This is a genomic window from Ralstonia sp. 25C (assembly GCF_051904805.1).
GTDB lineage: Bacteria > Pseudomonadota > Gammaproteobacteria > Burkholderiales > Burkholderiaceae > Ralstonia.
The window spans coordinates 417,132-433,814 of the sequence record NZ_CP196738.1 but is presented as its reverse complement, the minus strand read 5'-3'; the positions used below and the strand labels follow the sequence as shown (position 1 = coordinate 433,814).

The following is a 16,683-nucleotide window of genomic DNA, read 5'->3' as shown; positions in this document are numbered from 1 at the left end:
TTGAGGGCCCGGGCGGCAACATGGCATCCATCGAAATGCCCCCCGCTGCACGCCCCCAACGATGAACGCCGCACTGCTCCGAGTTACCGACATCCTGCGCAAGGGCGACTACCGCTCTGCCGCCGGCCCGGTGCTCATCATCCTGATCCTGGCGATGATGGTGCTGCCATTGCCGCCGTTCATCCTCGACCTGCTGTTCACGTTCAACATCGCGCTGTCGATCATCGTGCTGCTGATCAGCATGCACACGCTCAAGCCGCTGGATTTCTCGTCGTTTCCGAGCATCCTGCTGATCACGACGCTGATGCGGCTGTCGCTGAATGTGGCCTCGACGCGCGTGGTGTTGATGGAAGGCCACACCGGCCCCGATGCGGCTGGCAAGGTGATCGAGGCGTTCGGCCACTTCCTGGTGGGCGGCAATTACACCGTCGGCATCGTGCTGTTCGTCATCCTGGTGATCATCAACTTCATGGTGATCAGCAAGGGCGCGGGCCGGATTGCCGAGGTCAGCGCGCGCTTCACGTTGGACGCGATGCCCGGCAAGCAGATGGCCATCGACGCCGACCTGAACGCCGGCCTGATCCGCGAAGACGAAGCCCGCAAGCGCCGCACGGCCATCGCGCAGGAAGCCGAGTTCTTCGGCTCCATGGACGGCGCCAGCAAGTTTGTGCGCGGGGATTCGGTGGCGGGTATCGCCATTCTGCTGATCAACATCATCGGTGGCCTGGCCGTGGGTGTGATCCAGCACGGCATGGATGTGGGCCACGCGGCCACCAACTACACGCTGCTCACCATCGGTGACGGTCTGGTTGCGCAGATTCCGGCGCTGGTGATCTCCACCGCGGCGGGCATCATGGTCAGCCGCGTTTCCACCGACAAGGACGTCGGCCAGCAACTGTCGAGCGAGCTGTTTGCCATGCCGATGGTGCTGATGACCACCGCCGGCGTGCTGGGCCTGCTGGGCCTGGTGCCGGGCATGCCGCACATCCCGTTCATCCTGTTTGGCGGCGGTCTGGGCTATCTGGGCTGGTACCTCAAGAAGAAGCGCGAGACGCCCGAAGTCGAACCCGTGCTGCAGGCCATTGCCCCGGTGGATACGCCGGAAGCCAGCTGGGACGATGTGTCGTGGGTCGACGTGCTGGGCCTGGAGATCGGCTACCGCCTGATCCCGCTGGTCGACAAGAGCCAGGACGGCGAGCTGCTGCGCCGCATCAAGGGCATCCGCAAGAAGTTCACGCAGGACATGGGCTTCCTGGCGCCGGTGGTGCACATCCGCGACAACCTGGAGCTGGGCCCGTCGTCGTACCGCATCACGCTCAAGGGCGTGGAGATCGGCCACGGCGAGGTGCAGCAGGGCAAGTTCCTCGCCATCAACCCCGGTGGCCAGGATGGCCTGGGTGGTGCCCATGGCGGACGCTTAGGCACGCAGCTGCCCGGCACGCCCACCGTGGACCCGACCTTCGGCTTGCCGGCCATGTGGATCACCGCCGATGTGCGCGACCGCGCGCAGGCCGAGGGCTATACCGTGGTCGATTGCAGCACCGTCATCGCCACCCACGTCAATCAGTTGATTTACACCCATAGCACCGAGCTTCTCGGCCGTTTGGAAGTGCAACAGTTGCTTGATCATTTGGGCAAGGAAGCACCGAAGCTGGTCGAAGACGTTGTGCCCAAGCTGTTGCCCGTCGCGACCGTGCAGAAGGTGCTGCAGAACCTGCTGGACGAAGGCCTGCATATCCGCGACATCCGCACCATCGTCGAGACGCTGGCGGAGCACGGAGGCAGGACGCAAGACCCCGCCGAACTCACCGCCGCTGTGCGTGTGGCGCTGGGCCGGGCGATTGCCCAGCAGCTCTTTCCGAACAAGACCGAAATGCAGGTCGTCACGCTTGACCCGAATCTGGAGAACATCTTGCTGCAAAGCGTCGTTGGCTCGAATGCTGGCCCGATTGAACCGCAACTCGCGGACTCGCTCATGCAAGCGGCAGCGGACTCGTCCCGCCAGCACGAACAGATGGGTCAGACAGGCGTCCTGCTCGTACCGCCCGCACTGCGCCCGATGCTTGCCCGCTTGTTCAAGCGCGCAGCACCGAGCCTGCGCGTGCTGTCGCACGCAGAAATTCCAGATCACCGAACGATTAAGGTTGTCGCCATGCTTGGAGGCCGCGCATGAAAATGCATCGATTTACCGGACTGACGTCGCGTGACGTCTTGCGCAAAGTCCGCGACCAGTTGGGCGACGACGCGCTGATTCTCTCGAATCGCGCCGTGCCGGGCGGCATTGAAGTCATCGCCGCTTCCGACACGCATGTGGATGCGCTGGTTGATACCCATTCGACGGCACCCAAGGGCGCCCAGCGTCGCCCGATGGCACCGGCACCGATTCCCGAGCCGGCACCCGCAGCCGAATCTGTGGCCCAGGCCGCTGCCGAAGTGCCGGCCCAGGCTGAGGCTGCCGCGCAAGGCGCCGCCCCCAATGCGCTGGCCCGCCTGCGTAACCGCTTCATTGCCTCGCGCCGCACCGCCACGCAGGAAGAGGCACCGGCCGCTGCCGAGACCGCCGCTGCAGCCCTGGCCAAGCCGGCCGGCCGTACGCTGCAAACGCGCGTGGATGACGACGTCGCGCTCAATGCGTCGGCAGATACGCCGGCCGACGATCCGCTGACGGCTTCCACCCGCGTGCTGGCGAGCCTGTCGCTGGACCGCGCCAACAAGGACGCCGCCGACACGTTGGCCAGCACCGCCCAGTTCATCGCCCGCCGCACCGTGGTGCAGGAAGACGAAGCTGCCGAGCCGATCAAGCGTCCGGCCGCCCGCCGTGAACTCCCGCGTGAACCGTCGCGCCAGTTTGCTCGCGAACAAGACGCGCAACCGACCACGCTGCGCGGCTTTGCCGAACGTGTGGAAGCGCAGTCGCGCAAGTCGGCCGAGCACTTCGTCCGCATGGAGGACACGATGGCCAAGCAGCCCGAGGCCCCGCGCGAAGACGTCAGCCCGCAACGCGCGCCCATCGACCTGAAGGCCGACCTGCGTGCCGACCTGAAGGCCGATTTGAAGGCGGAGAGCGACGCCATGACCCGCCGCATGGTCAGCGAGATCGACGTGCTCAAGAGCACGCTCACCGATGCCATGTCGAGCCTCGCCTCTCTGGGCGTGAAGCTGGGCGACCCGGTGCGTACGCGCCTGTTCCAGACCATGCTGAATGCAGGGTTCTCGGCGCAGCTCACGCGCTACGTGCTGGAGAACATGCCGCAGCACGATACGTATGAAGGCGCGCTGGATTTCGTGCAGCGCGCGATTGAAAAGAACCTGGCCACTGTGTCGGACGAAAACAGCCTGCTCGACCAGGGCGGCGTGTTTGCCCTGATGGGCCCGACGGGCGTGGGCAAGACCACCACGACTGCCAAGCTGGCTGCGCGCTTCGTGTTGCGCCATGGCGCATCGCGCGTGGCGCTGCTCTCGACCGACAGCTACCGGATCGGCGGCCACGAACAACTGCGCATCTACGGCAAGATCCTGGGCGTCTCGGTGCATGCCGTGAAAGACGCGCAAGACCTGAGCCTGGCGCTGAACGATCTGCGCGAGAAGCACGTCGTGCTGATCGACACCATCGGCATGAGCCAGCGCGATCGCGCCGTGTCCGAACAGATGGCGATGCTGCACGCCGTGGGGCCGTCGATCAAGCGCCTGCTACTGCTGAACGCCGCGAGCAACGGCAAGACGCTCGACGAGGTGGTGAGCGCCTACCGTGACGCCAACCTCGCGGGCTGCATCCTCACCAAGATCGACGAGGCCGCATCCGTGGGCCACGCGATGGACGTGATGATCCGTCGCCGCCTGCCGCTGCACTACGTGTCGTACGGCCAGCGCGTGCCGGAAGACATTGCGGTGCCCAACAAGAAGCTGTTGGTGCATCGCACGTTCCGCGCAGGCGCCGAGCAATCGTCGTTCGCGCTGGATTCGGACGAGTCGCTGCTGGTGGCGCAAGGCGCCACACGTATCCGCGAACCCGGCCTGGCCGCTTTCGATTTCGCCTGAACAAGGGGGCGAGCATGACCACACCTTTCGCCAAGGATCAAGCCGCCGGGCTGCGCCGCATGCTCGGTCAGGCAGCCAGCCGCCGCGTGCTGGTGATCGGCGAGCAAGAGCAGGTGGATGACTTTGTCGACAACCTGCGCATTGCGCTGTCCGCCATGGGCCGCGACGCCGCCGTGGTGAGCGCGCAGACCATGCTGGCGGTGACGGGCATGCTCGAACAGTACGACGACACGGCAGACGTGACGCTGGTGGCCGCGCATTTCGGTATCCGCGCGCTCGCCACAGTGGCTGAGGCTTGCGACGACGTGCTGCTGACCTTTACCGATGGCCCGGAAGGCATCAAGAGCGCGTACACGCTGCTCAAGAAAACCGCCGTGCTGCAAGGTAGCGGCGCCGGCATCCGCACCGTGGTGTGCGGCGCGCATTCGGTGGATTCCGCCCTGCGCGTGTTCAGCAACCTGGCCAACACCGTGGGCCAGTACCTGAACACCCGAATTGATTTCGCTGGTTACCTCCCAGAGGACCGGCACGTAGAACTGGCGCTCTCGCTCGGCAAGCCCGTGGCGAGCGCGTTTCCCGCATCGCCTTCGGCCATGGCGTTCCGCCAGCTTGCCGAAGAGATGCTGAGCTGGGCCAGCAGTATTGACGCAGGGGCCCAAGCCGCTGACAGCACGGGTAACACCGAGCCGTCGCGGGTGATGGTGTCGGCGCAGACACAGGCAACGTCAGAATCAGCACCGACAACAACGCCCCACGCCACCGCGCGTGCGGCCGAGATGGTTTATTGAGGCGCAGCATGAACGAAGCGCCAAAGGCAGGCATGGATATGTACACCGCAACCGGTCGCAAGACCAAGTCCGATGAAATGGCCGCATACGCACCGCTGGTGCGCCGCATCGCCAACCAGATGATGGTGAAGCTGCCGGCCAGCGTGGAACTGGATGACCTCATCCAGGCCGGCATGATGGGCTTGCTCGATGCGCTGTCGCGCTACGAAGAAACGCAGGGCGTGCAGTTCGAGTTCTACGCAGCCCAGCGGATTCGCGGCGCGATCCTCGACGAGCTGCGCGGCTCCGACTGGCTGCCGCGCGGGCTGCGCCGCAATGCCCGCACGATCGAGCAGGCAATCCAGAAGCTGCAGCAGCAGAAGGGCCGTGCGCCCACCGAAACCGAGATTGCTGCGGCGCTGGGCATGTCGCTGGCCGAGTACCAGAAGCAACTGGTCGACCTGCAAGGCAGCCAACTGCTGTATTACGAAGACTTCGACCGCGAAGACGCCGACGCCTTCATCGAAAACCGCGCCGCCGAGAACGACGCCACGCCGCTGGACCAACTGCTGGACCACGACCTGCGCGAATCGGTGGTGGCCGCCATCGAAGGCCTGCCCGAGCGCGAAAAGCTCATGATGAGCCTCTACTACGAGCAGGATCTGAACCTGCGCGAAATCGGCGCCGTGATGGGCGTCTCGGAATCGCGCGTGTGCCAGATCCACAGCCAGGCCATCGCCCGCATCCGCGCCAAGCTGCGGGATCGCGCGTGGCTGCCGACGCCGACCTGATATCGGCGCAGTTTTACGCTGCCAGAGTTTTATTGCGCGGCCAGCGAGTCATCTCGCGGCCGCGTTTTTTCTTTGTGCAACTCGGTGACAAGGCGCGCGGCCTCGGCATCCCACACGCGCGTTTCACCGTGGCGGAAGAGGGTGAAGCGCTCGGCCGGCACGTTGGCCGCCTTCAACGCGTTCGCCAGGTCGGTGATGGGCTGGTCGAGTGCTTCGTCCGTCAGCGGGAACGTGCCCCAGTGGATGCCCACGGCCTGTCGCGCGCCAATGTCGTGCATCACCTGCACGGCTTCGGTCGGATCAATGTGCTGGGACTTCATGAACCAGCGCGGCTCGTAAGCGCCCACGGCAATCGCCGCCACATCAAAGTGACCAAAGCGCGCGCCAATGTCGCGCGTGTCTTGCGAATACCCCAAGTCCCCCGAGAACCAGAAGCGCAACTGCGGATGCAGCAGTGCCCAACTGCCCCATAGCGTGTGGTTGCGGTCGTACAGGCCGCGTGCGGACCAGTGCTGCACGGCGCAGAAGTGCACGGTGAAAGGGCCCGAGCGGCCCACAAGCGTCGCCTCGTCATCCCAATCGAATGCGCGCACGTTGGCGTTGCTACCCGACAAGCGCGTGCCGCGTACGTTGCGCGCAAACCAGTGGTCGATCCCCAGCGGTACGAAGAACATCGGTGCGCCACCGGGCTGGCGCATGAGCGCGCGCACGCTGGCCTTGTCGAGATGGTCGTAGTGGTTGTGCGAGATCAGCACCAGATCGATATGCGGCAATTGCTTGAGCGATAGCCCTGGCGGCTGGTGCCGGCGCGGCCCGGCAAATGGCAGGGGTGATGCGCGTTTGGAGAACACCGGGTCGGTGAGCACGTTCAGGCCGTCGATCTGCAGCAGCAGCGTTTCATGGCCGATCCAGGTGAGTTGCGGCACGTTGGGCGGCCGGTGCACGGCGGCCAGATTGGGCGCGACGCAGGACAGGTCTTGCGTGGGCGGCTTGGGCAGATTGAGGCGGCGGCGTTCCTGCTGCCATTTCCAGAAATCGCCGTCCGTGCGGGGGTGCGGGTAGCGGTTGCGGAATCCGTCGGGGGTGTGGTGGGGTTTGGAGGGATCGTAGTGCGGGTTGGCCATGGCGTCGCAGGGGGTGGACGAGCCACCCAGGTGAGGGAAGCGGCTCGAATATCAAGAAGTATCAACTTCTGTTGGTTTTTGAATTTCGGATGCGCCACTGCCTAGGCTGAAACGGCCTCGCTGAGGCGCGCTCCGCGGCACATTTCAAGCGGGGCGCGGCAGTCAACCCTTCCTCATAGAACCCGCATGCATTCAGATTCTTACTTGGCCGGTCAACTTGATGTTTCGGATGCGCAGGCCGCGCATCAAAAAGGGGGGCCGTTTGTGGCTTGACAGGTTGTCAGGAACCCGGGCAGGGCGGACAGATCATCCGCTTGGCCGATGCCCGGGTTGCCACGTTTTCTACCCGGCCATCGCTTGCGCACCTGAGTGCACCGCCCCGGTTTGTGCTGGGCGGGCCGGCGCGACAGACCAGCGGCAGCGTCGCGCGGCTGGCGCAACTTCCCTCAGGTGCCATCGTCGGCATCAACGACTATCAGCTGATCGGCGACGCCGCCGAGCTGGCTGACGTTCACCATCTAAGCGGTTATATGCACGGGCGCTGGACACATGGCCAGGCGCGCTTGGGCGGACATGTGCGGCACATCGGCGGCGATGCCGGCGAATGCCACTACGCCGTGGTCGAACAGAGCACCGCGCTGCTGCGCCGACATACCGCACTCGGGTGTCCGGGCATTTTCACATCGCCCACCGTAGCGGGCGGCAGCGGCCCTGTCGGGCAGGCGCAAGGCACGCTCGATATGGTCTGGCAGAACGGCGTCTTGCGCTTGATCGGCAGCGTGGAAGTGCGTGCAAACGGCGCGCAAGCCACTCTGCTAATCCGCCACTACCAGCCTGGCTTGGGAACGGCTTGCCAAGGCGGCAGCCCGTTTGGGGGCAACACCTACACCCTCACGCCCGTGGTGGCGGACAGCGGCCTGCTGCGGTGCGTCATCCTCTACAAGGTGCGGCTGGATTCCGGTGTGTTCTACCAGGGCGTGGGGATGTTCGAAGCGCATACGCGCACATGAACCCAAAATATGTACACAAAAAACGGTACATATTGTTGACAGATGCAAACTCGGTCTCCAAGATTGCCGGCAAATGTGCGGCATCACGCCATACACATGTCGGTAGACGATGCGCCTTGCGCGGCCTGCCCAAGCACGCTCCCCGGCACGCACACGGGGGCGGCATCCGGAGACAAAAAATGCGCCAATCCCCCGGCCACCCTTCGCCCGCGTCCTCCACTTGCGTGGACCCTGTCAACGAGCGCTTGCCGCTGCCACGCCTGTTCGCGCTCGGCCTGCAGCATCTGCTGGTGATGTATGCCGGCGCGATTGCCGTGCCGCTGATTGTCGGCAATGCGCTCGGCCTGTCGAAGAGCGATCTCTCCTACCTCGTCAATTGCGATCTGTTTGCGGCCGGTATCGGCACGCTCATCCAGTCGCTTGGTTTCCTGATCTTCGGGATCCGCTTGCCGGTGATGATGGGGGTGACGTTTGCCGCGGTGGCACCCATGATCGCCATCGGTGTGGAGCCCGGCATGGGGCTGCCGGGCATCTTCGGGGCGTCCATCGTTTCGGGCGTGTTCGGTATCGCCATTGCGCCGCTGATGGGCAGGTTGCTGGGGCTGTTCCCGCGTGTGGTGACGGGCACGGTGATCATGCTGATCGGCTTTTCGCTGCTGAGCGTGGGCATCAACTGGGCGGCCGGCGGCCAGCAGATGATTCCGCAGGTGGTGGACGGCGTGCGCCACATGGTGCCGAACCCGGCCTTTGGTGATCCGTTTGGCCTGGCCATTGCCGCGCTGGTGCTGGTGACGATTCTGCTGCTGACCAAGTTCGGCAACGCGCTGCTATGCAATATCGCCGTGCTGCTGGGCATCGTCGCGGGCACGTTGGTGGCCGCGGCTTTCGGCAAGGTGTCATTGGCGGATGCAAGTGCCGCGCCGCTGATGACGCTAGTCACGCCGTTCCACTTTGGCATGCCGAAGTTCGAGCTGTCGGCCATCATTTCGATGTGCATCGTGATTGTGATCACGCTGGTGGAATCGACCGGCATGTTCCTCGCACTGTCGCACGTGGTGGGCAAGCCGATCTCGCGCAATGAGCTGACGAATGGCCTGCGCGCCGACGGTCTGGCGACGGTCGTGGCCGGTGTGTTCAACACCTTCCCGCATACGTCGTTCTCGCAGAACATCGGGCTGGTGTCGATCACGGGCGTGCGTTCACGCTATGTGGCGGCGGCCGGTGGTGTGCTGCTGATCGTGCTGGGGTTGTTTCCGAAGCTGTCGTACGTGGTGGCTTCGGTGCCGCAATACGTGCTGGGCGGCGCGGGCATCGTGATGTTCGGCATGGTGGCCGCGGCCGGCATTCGCATGCTGGGCATGGTGGACTTCCAGCAGCAGCGCCATAACCTGCTGATCATTGCTGTATCGGTCGGCTTTGGCATGGTGCCGACGCTGGCGCCGGCGTTCTTCCACCACTTCCCCGACTGGATGCGCCCCATCACCCACAGCGGCATCGTGATGGGCACGCTGGTGGCGGTGGTGCTCAATGCGTGGTTCAACGGCGTTCGCGGTGTGCACGAGGTCATGCATGGCGCCGCCGCAGCGCACTGAGATTCAGCCCACGCGCCTCACGTTTCGCGGGCAATCGACACGCGATATTGCGTGCGCTGCCGATACACCGCGCCGGGCCGGAGCATGACCGTTTCCGCATCCGGCATGTTGACGTGGTTCGGATACGCGCTCGCTTCCAGGCACAAGCCGCTGCGTGGCGCGTGGGTGCCCGAGAGCTTTTGGCCTGAGTAGAACTGCAACCCGCGCTGATCCGTGAGCACCGTCAACTCGCGGCCGCTGCCGGGGTCATATAGCCGCGCGACCGGGCGCACCTGTGCTGCATCGTCCAACGCTGCGTTGCGCAGCACGAAGCAGTGGTCGAACCCACCGGCCTGCGCGAGTTGGGCGTGGGGCCAATCCAATCGCACCCCGATCGGCGCCCCCTGGCGGAAATCAAATGCCGTACCGGCAACGCTGGACAGCCGCGTGGGAATCAGCTTGGCATCGACTTCCCAATACGCGTCGGCATCAATCGAGAGGATGTGGCCCTTGATGTCGGTGCCGGGCTTGCCGCTCAGGTTGAAGTAGCCGTGGCTCGTCAGGTTGATCGGCGTGGGCGCATCGGCGCGCGCTTCGTAATCGATCGATAGCGTACCGTCGTCATCCAATGCATAGCGAACCTGCACAGCTACATTGCCCGGGAATCCGGCATCGCCCTCGGGGGAGGTGAGCCGCATGACGAGTGCGCCGTCTTGCTCGTCGGCGTCCCACAGCGCGCGATGAAAGCCGCTTGCGCCGCCGTGGAGCAGATTGCCGCCCTCGTTGCGGTCGAGCGCGTAGTCGATGCCATCGAGCGTAAAACGCGCGCCGGCAATGCGGTTGGCCCAGCGTCCGATCAAGCCCCCCAGGTAGCCCGCCGACTCAAGATAAGCGGCGGGCGATTCATGGTTGAGAAGGATCTCACCCAGGCGCCCGCCACGATCTGGCGCTTGCCATGAGACGAGCGTCGCCCCGAGGTCGCTGATCGAAACGCGCATGCCCAGCGTATTGCGCAGCGTAAACAGCCGAGCCGCTTCACCGCCGGCGCCGGGTAATGGCCCCCATGTTGTCGACGAGATGGCGCCATCGACCGGCGCGTAGGTGGAAAGCGCTGGCGCGATGCTCATGATTGGCCCTGTGCGATGGTGCGTTCCTGGTATTCACGTGGCGTGCAATCCAGCTCACGACGGAATACGGCGTGCATGTATTGCGGAGAGGTAAAGCCGCAGCGCACCGCCACCTCGGCGGTGGCGACATCGCGGCTGGCCAGCATGTGCTTGGCGGCGTCGAGTTTATGGCGAAGGATTTCCTGGTGCACGGTGCAATGCAATTCACGACGAAAGTGTTCTTCGAGCGAGGAGCGCGAGATACCGACGTAGTCCGCGACTTGCTCGGTCTTGATTCCCTGGCAGGCGTACTGCCGGATGAAGTGCCGCGCGCGCATGACGTACGGGCTGGCCAGCGGTTGATGCCTGGACGATGCCAGTACGTTGATCCCAACCGGCGGCACGAGAATCTGCCGGCCCGCCAATTCTCCCAAACGGGCGCCGCCCAGCATCTGGTGCAGCAGGTGTGCGGCGGTGCGGCCCATCTCCATGGTGCCCTGAATGACCGACGACAGCGGGATGCGGCTCAGCGTGCGCGTGAGCGGGTCGTTATCGATGCCGATGATGGCAATCTCCTCCGGCACCGCGAACCCCACTGACACGCACGCCTGCAGCAGATGCCGCGCCCGCGCATCCGTCACGGCGATGATGCCGATGGGCTTGGGCAAGCCGCGCAGCCATGCGATCAACTGGCTAATCGCCTGATGCCACGTGGGCGCGCTGGTTGAGAGGCCGCGGTAGATTTCTTGCTCGGTCGGTGCGGCGGGATCATCGAGACGGCGCAAGCGGGTAAAAACCAGCTCGCGCTGCTGCGCCCAGCGGTTCTCGGCCGCCTGGGGCAGGCTGTACAGCGCGAAGTGCTGCAGGCCAGCCTCGATCAGGTGCCGGTAGGCCAGCGAGACCAGCTTGCCGTTGTCCGTGGCGACATAGGGCACGTTGGCCGGGTAGTGCGCGGCGTCTTCATATGACGAGCCAACGGCCACCACCGGCAGTGGGCAGTCGCGCAGCGCTTCGGCCACGGTGGGGTCGTCGAAATCCGCGATGATGCCGTCGCCGTCAAAGCGCTCGATGCCGGGCAGTCGGCAGCGGAAATCCTCTTCCAGGAACACGTCCCACGTCACGCGGGTGGAGCGCATGTAGTCGCCAATGCCCGTGATGATCTCGCGGTCATACACCTTGTTGGCGTTGAACAGCAGCGCAATGCGATGAATCCGCGCGTGCTGCGATGGATCGGGCAGTTGACGATGCATGGTGGCTGAGGGGCGCTCGCGTTGGCAGTGGGTTTGCCAACGGCTGCCACATTCTAGGGGCTGCCTGCGGCGCTGTCAGACGATCGCAGTGGGGTGGCAAGAAATGTTAGGGCGGTTGGGCAATTTCGTAATTGCCGGTGCCGAGCGGGCGCATGCACCATGCCGTTGCCGTCGAGCGGCCGAATCGGTATTGCGGCGCAGCATGCGCCCCGGCACCCCAAGGTGTACCCACCAACACAAGAAGATGGAGTGAGACATGAAATCGAACCAACGCCGTTGTGTTCTGAGGGCCGCGTTTTGCGGTGCAGTGCTCGCCAGCCTGTCGATGGCGGCGCCGCTGGCGCACGCAAGCAAGGCGCATCCGGAAATCGGCTTCTGTATTGATGACCTGCGTGTCGAGCGCTGGTCGCGTGATCGCGATTACTTTGTCGCGGCTGCAGAAAAACTCGGCGCGAAGGTATCGGTGCAATCGGCCGATGCCAGCGAGCAACGCCAGATCTCGCAGATCGAGAACCTGATCTCGCGCGGTGTCGACGTGATCGTCATCGTGCCGTTCAATTCCAAGGCACTGACCAATGTGGTGGCAGAAGCCAAGAAGGCCGGCATCAAGGTGGTGTCGTATGACCGCCTGATTCTCGATGCCGATGTTGATGCCTACATCTCGTTCGACAACGAGAAGGTGGGCGAGCTGCAAGCACAGGGCGTCTTCAACGTGCGCCCGAAGGGCAACTACTTCCTGCTGGGTGGTGCCCCCACCGACAACAACGCCAAGATGCTGCGTGAGGGCCAGTTGAAGGTGTTGAAACCGGCCATCGACCGGGGGGACATCAAGGTCGTCGGCTCGCAATGGGTGCCGGAGTGGAGCGCGTCGGCAGCGCTGGGGATCGTTGAGAACGCGCTGACGGCGAACAACAACAAGATCGATGCCGTGGTGGCATCCAACGATGGCACGGCGGGCGGCGCGATCCAGGCGCTGGCCGCGCAGAAGCTGGCCGGCAAGGTGCCCGTGTCGGGGCAGGATGCGGATCTTGCCGCCGTCAAGCGCGTGATTGCCGGCACGCAGACGATGACGGTCTACAAGCCGCTCAAGCTGATTGCCAGCGAGGCTGCGCAGCTTTCGGTGGCCCTGGCCAAGGGCGACAAACCGAAATTCAATGCCCAGTACGACAACGGCAAAAAGAAGGTCGACACCGTGTTGCTGCAACCGACCCAGCTCACCAAGGACAACGTCAACCTGGTGGTGAAAGACGGCTTCTACACGCAGGCGCAGATCGGCGGCCAGTAAGGCAGCGGCAGTACGTGCCGGCGATGGGGCATGAGGTATAGGAGCACCGCTTCATCGCTGGCCACGTTCGACTCCAAAGGACGGGGCATGTCTGAACCTCTGCTGCAGATGCGCGGCATCGTCAAGACGTTCGACGGTGTGAAGGCGCTCGACGGTATCAACCTGGTCGTGAGGCCGGGCGAGTGTGTTGGCCTGTGCGGTGAGAACGGCGCAGGAAAATCGACGCTCATGAAGGTGCTCTCGGGCGTCTACCCGAGTGGCACTTGGGACGGCGAAATCCTTTGGGAGGGCCAGCCGCTCCACGCCAGCGGCATTCGCGACACGGAGCGCGCGGGCATCGTCATCATCCATCAGGAACTGATGCTGGTGCCGGAGCTGTCGGTGGCCGAGAACATCTATCTGGGCAACGAGATCACGCTGCCGGGTGGGCGCATGACGGGTTGTCGTATGAATTACGCGGCCATGTACCAGGGCGCAGACAAGCTGCTGCGCGATCTGAACATCCAGGGCATCAACGTGGCGCTGCCGGTGATGCACTACGGCGGCGGCCATCAGCAACTGATTGAAATCGCCAAGGCGCTCAACAAGCGCGCCAAGCTGCTGATTCTGGATGAGCCTTCGTCATCGCTCACAGCGGCAGAGACACGCATCCTGCTCGACATCGTGCGCGACCTGAAGGCGCGCGGCATTGCGTGCGTCTACATCTCGCACAAGCTCGACGAGGTGGAAGCGGTGTGCGATACGGTCACCGTCATCCGTGATGGCCGCCATGTGTCCACAGCGCCGATGGCTGAGCTGACGACCGATCGCATCATCGCGCAGATGGTGGGGCGCGAGATTACGCAGCTGTTCCCGCGCGAGCCGCACGCCATCGGCGAGGTGGTGTTCGAGGCGCGCAACGTGACGTGCTACGACGTGAACAACCCGGCGCGCAAGCGGGTCGATGACGTGTCGTTTTCGGTGCGGCGCGGCGAAATCCTCGGCATAGCCGGGCTGGTTGGCGCGGGGCGCACCGAGTTGATGCAGGCGGTGTTTGGGGCGTACGAGGGCGCCAGTGAAGTGGAACTTGTGCTGGACGGAAAACCGTTGAAGGTCCGGGCACCGCTCGACGCCATTCGTGCAGGTATTGCGATGGTGCCGGAAGACCGCAAGCGTCACGGCATCGTCTCGTTGATGAGCGTGGGGCACAACATCACGCTCGCCGTCCTCCAGCGTTTCGCAAACTTCGGGCGGATTGACGGGGCGGCGGAGCTCGACACGATCCGCAAGGAGATGCGCCGGCTTGCGGTGCGTGCTGCGCATCCGATGTTGCCCATCGCCAGCCTGTCTGGCGGCAATCAGCAAAAGGCCGTGCTCACGCGCATGTTGCTGACCGAGCCGCGCGTGCTGATTCTGGACGAGCCGACCCGCGGCGTGGACGTGGGCGCCAAGTACGAGATCTACAAGCTGATTGGCGACCTCGCCAAGCGCGGCATGGCCATCATCGTGATCTCGTCGGAGCTCCCCGAGGTGCTTGGCATTTCGGATCGCGTGCTCGTGATCGGCGAGGGTGAACTGCGTGGCGACTTCGTCAACGACGGGCTGACGCAGGAACACATTCTGACCGCCGCCATTCAGCCAGTCCGGCACACACCCAGGCACGCACCCACTTTCCATCAGGCAGGTCACGCATGACTTCTCAAACCAGCCCACAAGCCGCCGGCAAGGTGGACCATTCGGACCCCGCGCGCAGCACGTTCAAGGCAAGCCAGCGCCTGAGGCAACTCTTCGCACGCTACAAGATCCTGGCGTTGCTGATCGCCGTGGCCGCCATCTGGTTGTTCTTTTCGATGCTGACCAACGGTGCGTTTACCTCGCCGCGCAATCTCTCCAACCTGCTGCGCCAGATGTCGATTACGGGGATGCTGGCCTGCGGGATGGTGTTCGTCATCATCGCGGGCGAGATTGATCTCTCAGTTGGTTCCATGTTGGGCTTGCTTGGCGGCGTGGCGGCCATCCTCGACCAGGGGCTGGGTTGGCCGATCACGGCGACGGTGCCGGTGGTGTTGCTGCTCGGCGTGGCCATGGGGCTGTTTAACGGATGGTGGTCCACCTACCGGGGCGTTCCGTCCTTCATCGTCGGCCTAGGCGGCATGCTGGCGTATCGCGGCATTCTGCTGGGGCTGACGCACGGCTCGACCATTGCGCCGGTGTCCGACAACTTCGTGCTGATCGGCCAGGGCTACCTGCCGCGCCACGTGGGCGATCTGATGGCGGTGTTGATCTTCTGTCTGTTGATCTTCGTGGTCGTCCGGCAGCGGCGCGAACACCGTCGCTATGAACTCGATGTCGCGCCGCTATGGCAAGACGTTGCCAAGCTGATCGTTGCGGGCGCGGTCATCGTCGCATTTGTTGCCACGCTCAACAGCTATGGCGGTATCCCGGTGCCGGTGCTGCTCGTCCTGGCGCTTCTCGGCATTTTTTCTTGGATCGCCAGCCAGACCGTATTCGGTCGCCGCATCTACTCCGTGGGCTCAAATCTTGAAGCCACACGTCTGTCGGGCATCAATACCGATCGCGTGAAGCTCGCCATCTTTGGCCTCATGGGCCTGATGTGTGCGTTTGCCGGCATCGTCAATACCGCGCGCCTGGCTGCAGGTTCGCCATCGGCCGGCACCATGGGCGAGCTGGATGCCATTGCGGCCTGCTTCATCGGCGGCACGTCGATGCGAGGCGGCGCGGGCACGGTCTACGGCGCGCTGGTCGGTGCGCTGGTCATGGCCAGTCTGGACAACGGCATGTCCATGCTCGACGTCGACGCGTACTGGCAGATGATCGTCAAGGGCGGCATCCTCGTGTTGGCTGTCTGGGTGGATGTGATCTCGCGCTCCGGCCGCCGCTGAATCTGCGCTACTGGCTTTATCCCTTTGCAGTAACTGGAATCTTCTATGTCTTACGCAATTTATCCGAGCCTCGCTAACAAGAACGTTGTGATTACCGGCGGCGGCAGCGGCATTGGCGCCGCCATCGTTGAAGGCTTTGCCAAACAGGGGGCGCGCGTTACGTTTCTGGATATCGCGCGTGCGGACTCAGAAGCGCTGGCGGCGTCGCTGGGTGAGTGCGCGCATCCGCCCGTCTTCCTTCACTGCGATCTGCGCGATATCGATGCGTTGAACGCCACGTTCGCGGAGATTCAATCGGCGTCCGGCCCCGTCGAAGTCCTGATCAACAACGCCGCGAATGATGATCGCCATCAGATAGGAGACGTGTCGCGGGCGTATTGGGACAACCGCATCGAAGTGAACCTGCGCCACCAGTACTTTTGTGCGCAAGCGGTGCTGCCGGGCATGAAGACGCTGGGGCGCGGCGTGATCTTGAACCTCGGGTCCATCTCGTGGCACCTGGCCCAGCCGGACCTCGCCATTTACATGACAGCCAAGGCGGGCATTGAAGGCCTGACGCGTGGCTTGGCGCGTGATCTTGGCGGGTTCGGCATCCGGGTCAATTGCATTGTGCCGGGCGCGGTCCGCACACCCCGGCAGATGGCGCTCTGGCAATCGCCCGAAAGCGAAGCGAAGCTGCTGCGCGAGCAATGCCTGCACGAACGTGTCGAGCCGGAACACGTGGCACGCATGGCGCTGTTTCTTGCATCGGACGACGCCGCGCGTTGCACGGCGCGCGAGTACTTTGTCGATGCCGGGTGGTATGGCGGATGATGGCTCCGGCAGGTACGTGGCCACCGGGGCCGCCGTGGCGTGGTGC

The 16,683-nt window shown here is 64.2% G+C and carries 13 protein-coding genes; 10 read left to right on the top strand and 3 right to left on the bottom strand.

Annotated features, from left to right (window positions below):
• Window positions 1-61: 61 nt before the first annotated feature.
• From flhA to ACS7SF_RS20460, 4 genes are read left to right on the top strand one after another with little or no spacing between them, the layout of a single operon-like run.
• The gene (flhA, locus tag ACS7SF_RS20475) at window positions 62-2,173 is read left to right on the top strand and encodes a flagellar biosynthesis protein FlhA (RefSeq protein ID WP_439893969.1); all 2,112 of its coding nucleotides are present in this window, start codon (window positions 62-64) and stop codon (window positions 2,171-2,173) included.
• Complete coding sequence (flhF, locus tag ACS7SF_RS20470; RefSeq protein WP_439893968.1) at window positions 2,170-4,038, top strand: flagellar biosynthesis protein FlhF; 1,869 nt, start codon at window positions 2,170-2,172, stop codon at window positions 4,036-4,038. The genes flhA and flhF overlap by 4 nt, the downstream gene beginning before the upstream one ends.
• A 14-nt stretch (window positions 4,039-4,052) precedes the next feature.
• On the top strand, window positions 4,053-4,826 hold the full coding sequence (locus tag ACS7SF_RS20465; RefSeq protein ID WP_439893967.1) for a MinD/ParA family ATP-binding protein: 774 nt from the start codon (window positions 4,053-4,055) through the stop codon (window positions 4,824-4,826).
• 8 nt (window positions 4,827-4,834) lie between these two features.
• Window positions 4,835-5,596 (top strand): RNA polymerase sigma factor FliA, encoded by a 762-nt coding sequence (locus ACS7SF_RS20460; RefSeq protein ID WP_426399831.1) that lies wholly within the window; start codon window positions 4,835-4,837, stop codon window positions 5,594-5,596.
• Between the two features lie 29 nt (window positions 5,597-5,625).
• Here ACS7SF_RS20460 and ACS7SF_RS20455 read toward each other — a convergent pair whose 3' ends face one another.
• Window positions 5,626-6,720, bottom strand: coding sequence for an MBL fold metallo-hydrolase (locus tag ACS7SF_RS20455; protein ID WP_439893966.1), 1,095 nt, complete (start codon window positions 6,718-6,720; stop codon window positions 5,626-5,628).
• 269 nt (window positions 6,721-6,989) lie between these two features.
• Between ACS7SF_RS20455 and ACS7SF_RS20450 the strand changes: the two genes are divergently transcribed.
• Window positions 6,990-7,730 carry a hypothetical protein gene (locus ACS7SF_RS20450; RefSeq protein ID WP_439893965.1) on the top strand — a complete coding sequence of 247 codons (741 nt, stop codon included), beginning with the start codon at window positions 6,990-6,992 and terminating at the stop codon, window positions 7,728-7,730.
• A gap of 179 nt (window positions 7,731-7,909) precedes the next feature.
• Complete coding sequence (locus ACS7SF_RS20445; protein ID WP_439893964.1) at window positions 7,910-9,322, top strand: nucleobase:cation symporter-2 family protein; 1,413 nt, start codon at window positions 7,910-7,912, stop codon at window positions 9,320-9,322.
• A gap of 17 nt (window positions 9,323-9,339) precedes the next feature.
• Here the strand turns inward: ACS7SF_RS20445 and ACS7SF_RS20440 are convergent, their stop codons facing one another.
• Both ACS7SF_RS20440 and ACS7SF_RS20435 read right to left on the bottom strand, forming a co-directional pair.
• Window positions 9,340-10,428 carry an aldose epimerase family protein gene (locus ACS7SF_RS20440; RefSeq protein WP_439893963.1) on the bottom strand — a complete coding sequence of 363 codons (1,089 nt, stop codon included), beginning with the start codon at window positions 10,426-10,428 and terminating at the stop codon, window positions 9,340-9,342.
• The gene (locus ACS7SF_RS20435) at window positions 10,425-11,657 is read right to left on the bottom strand and encodes a XylR family transcriptional regulator (protein ID WP_439893962.1); all 1,233 of its coding nucleotides are present in this window, start codon (window positions 11,655-11,657) and stop codon (window positions 10,425-10,427) included. Before ACS7SF_RS20435 ends, ACS7SF_RS20440 begins: the two co-directional genes overlap by 4 nt.
• Before the next feature lie 256 nt (window positions 11,658-11,913).
• On the opposite strand from ACS7SF_RS20435, the gene xylF reads away from it, so the two are divergent.
• From xylF to ACS7SF_RS20415, 4 genes are all read left to right on the top strand, one after another.
• Window positions 11,914-12,942 carry a D-xylose ABC transporter substrate-binding protein gene (gene xylF / locus ACS7SF_RS20430; protein ID WP_439893961.1) on the top strand — a complete coding sequence of 343 codons (1,029 nt, stop codon included), beginning with the start codon at window positions 11,914-11,916 and terminating at the stop codon, window positions 12,940-12,942.
• Window positions 12,943-13,029: 87 nt separating this feature from the next.
• Complete coding sequence (gene xylG / locus ACS7SF_RS20425; RefSeq protein WP_439893960.1) at window positions 13,030-14,616, top strand: D-xylose ABC transporter ATP-binding protein; 1,587 nt, start codon at window positions 13,030-13,032, stop codon at window positions 14,614-14,616.
• Complete coding sequence (locus tag ACS7SF_RS20420) at window positions 14,613-15,824, top strand: sugar ABC transporter permease (RefSeq protein ID WP_439893959.1); 1,212 nt, start codon at window positions 14,613-14,615, stop codon at window positions 15,822-15,824. The genes xylG and ACS7SF_RS20420 overlap by 4 nt, the downstream gene beginning before the upstream one ends.
• Window positions 15,825-15,869: 45 nt before the next feature.
• Complete coding sequence (locus tag ACS7SF_RS20415) at window positions 15,870-16,637, top strand: SDR family NAD(P)-dependent oxidoreductase (protein WP_439893958.1); 768 nt, start codon at window positions 15,870-15,872, stop codon at window positions 16,635-16,637.
• Window positions 16,638-16,683: the final 46 nt, after the last annotated feature.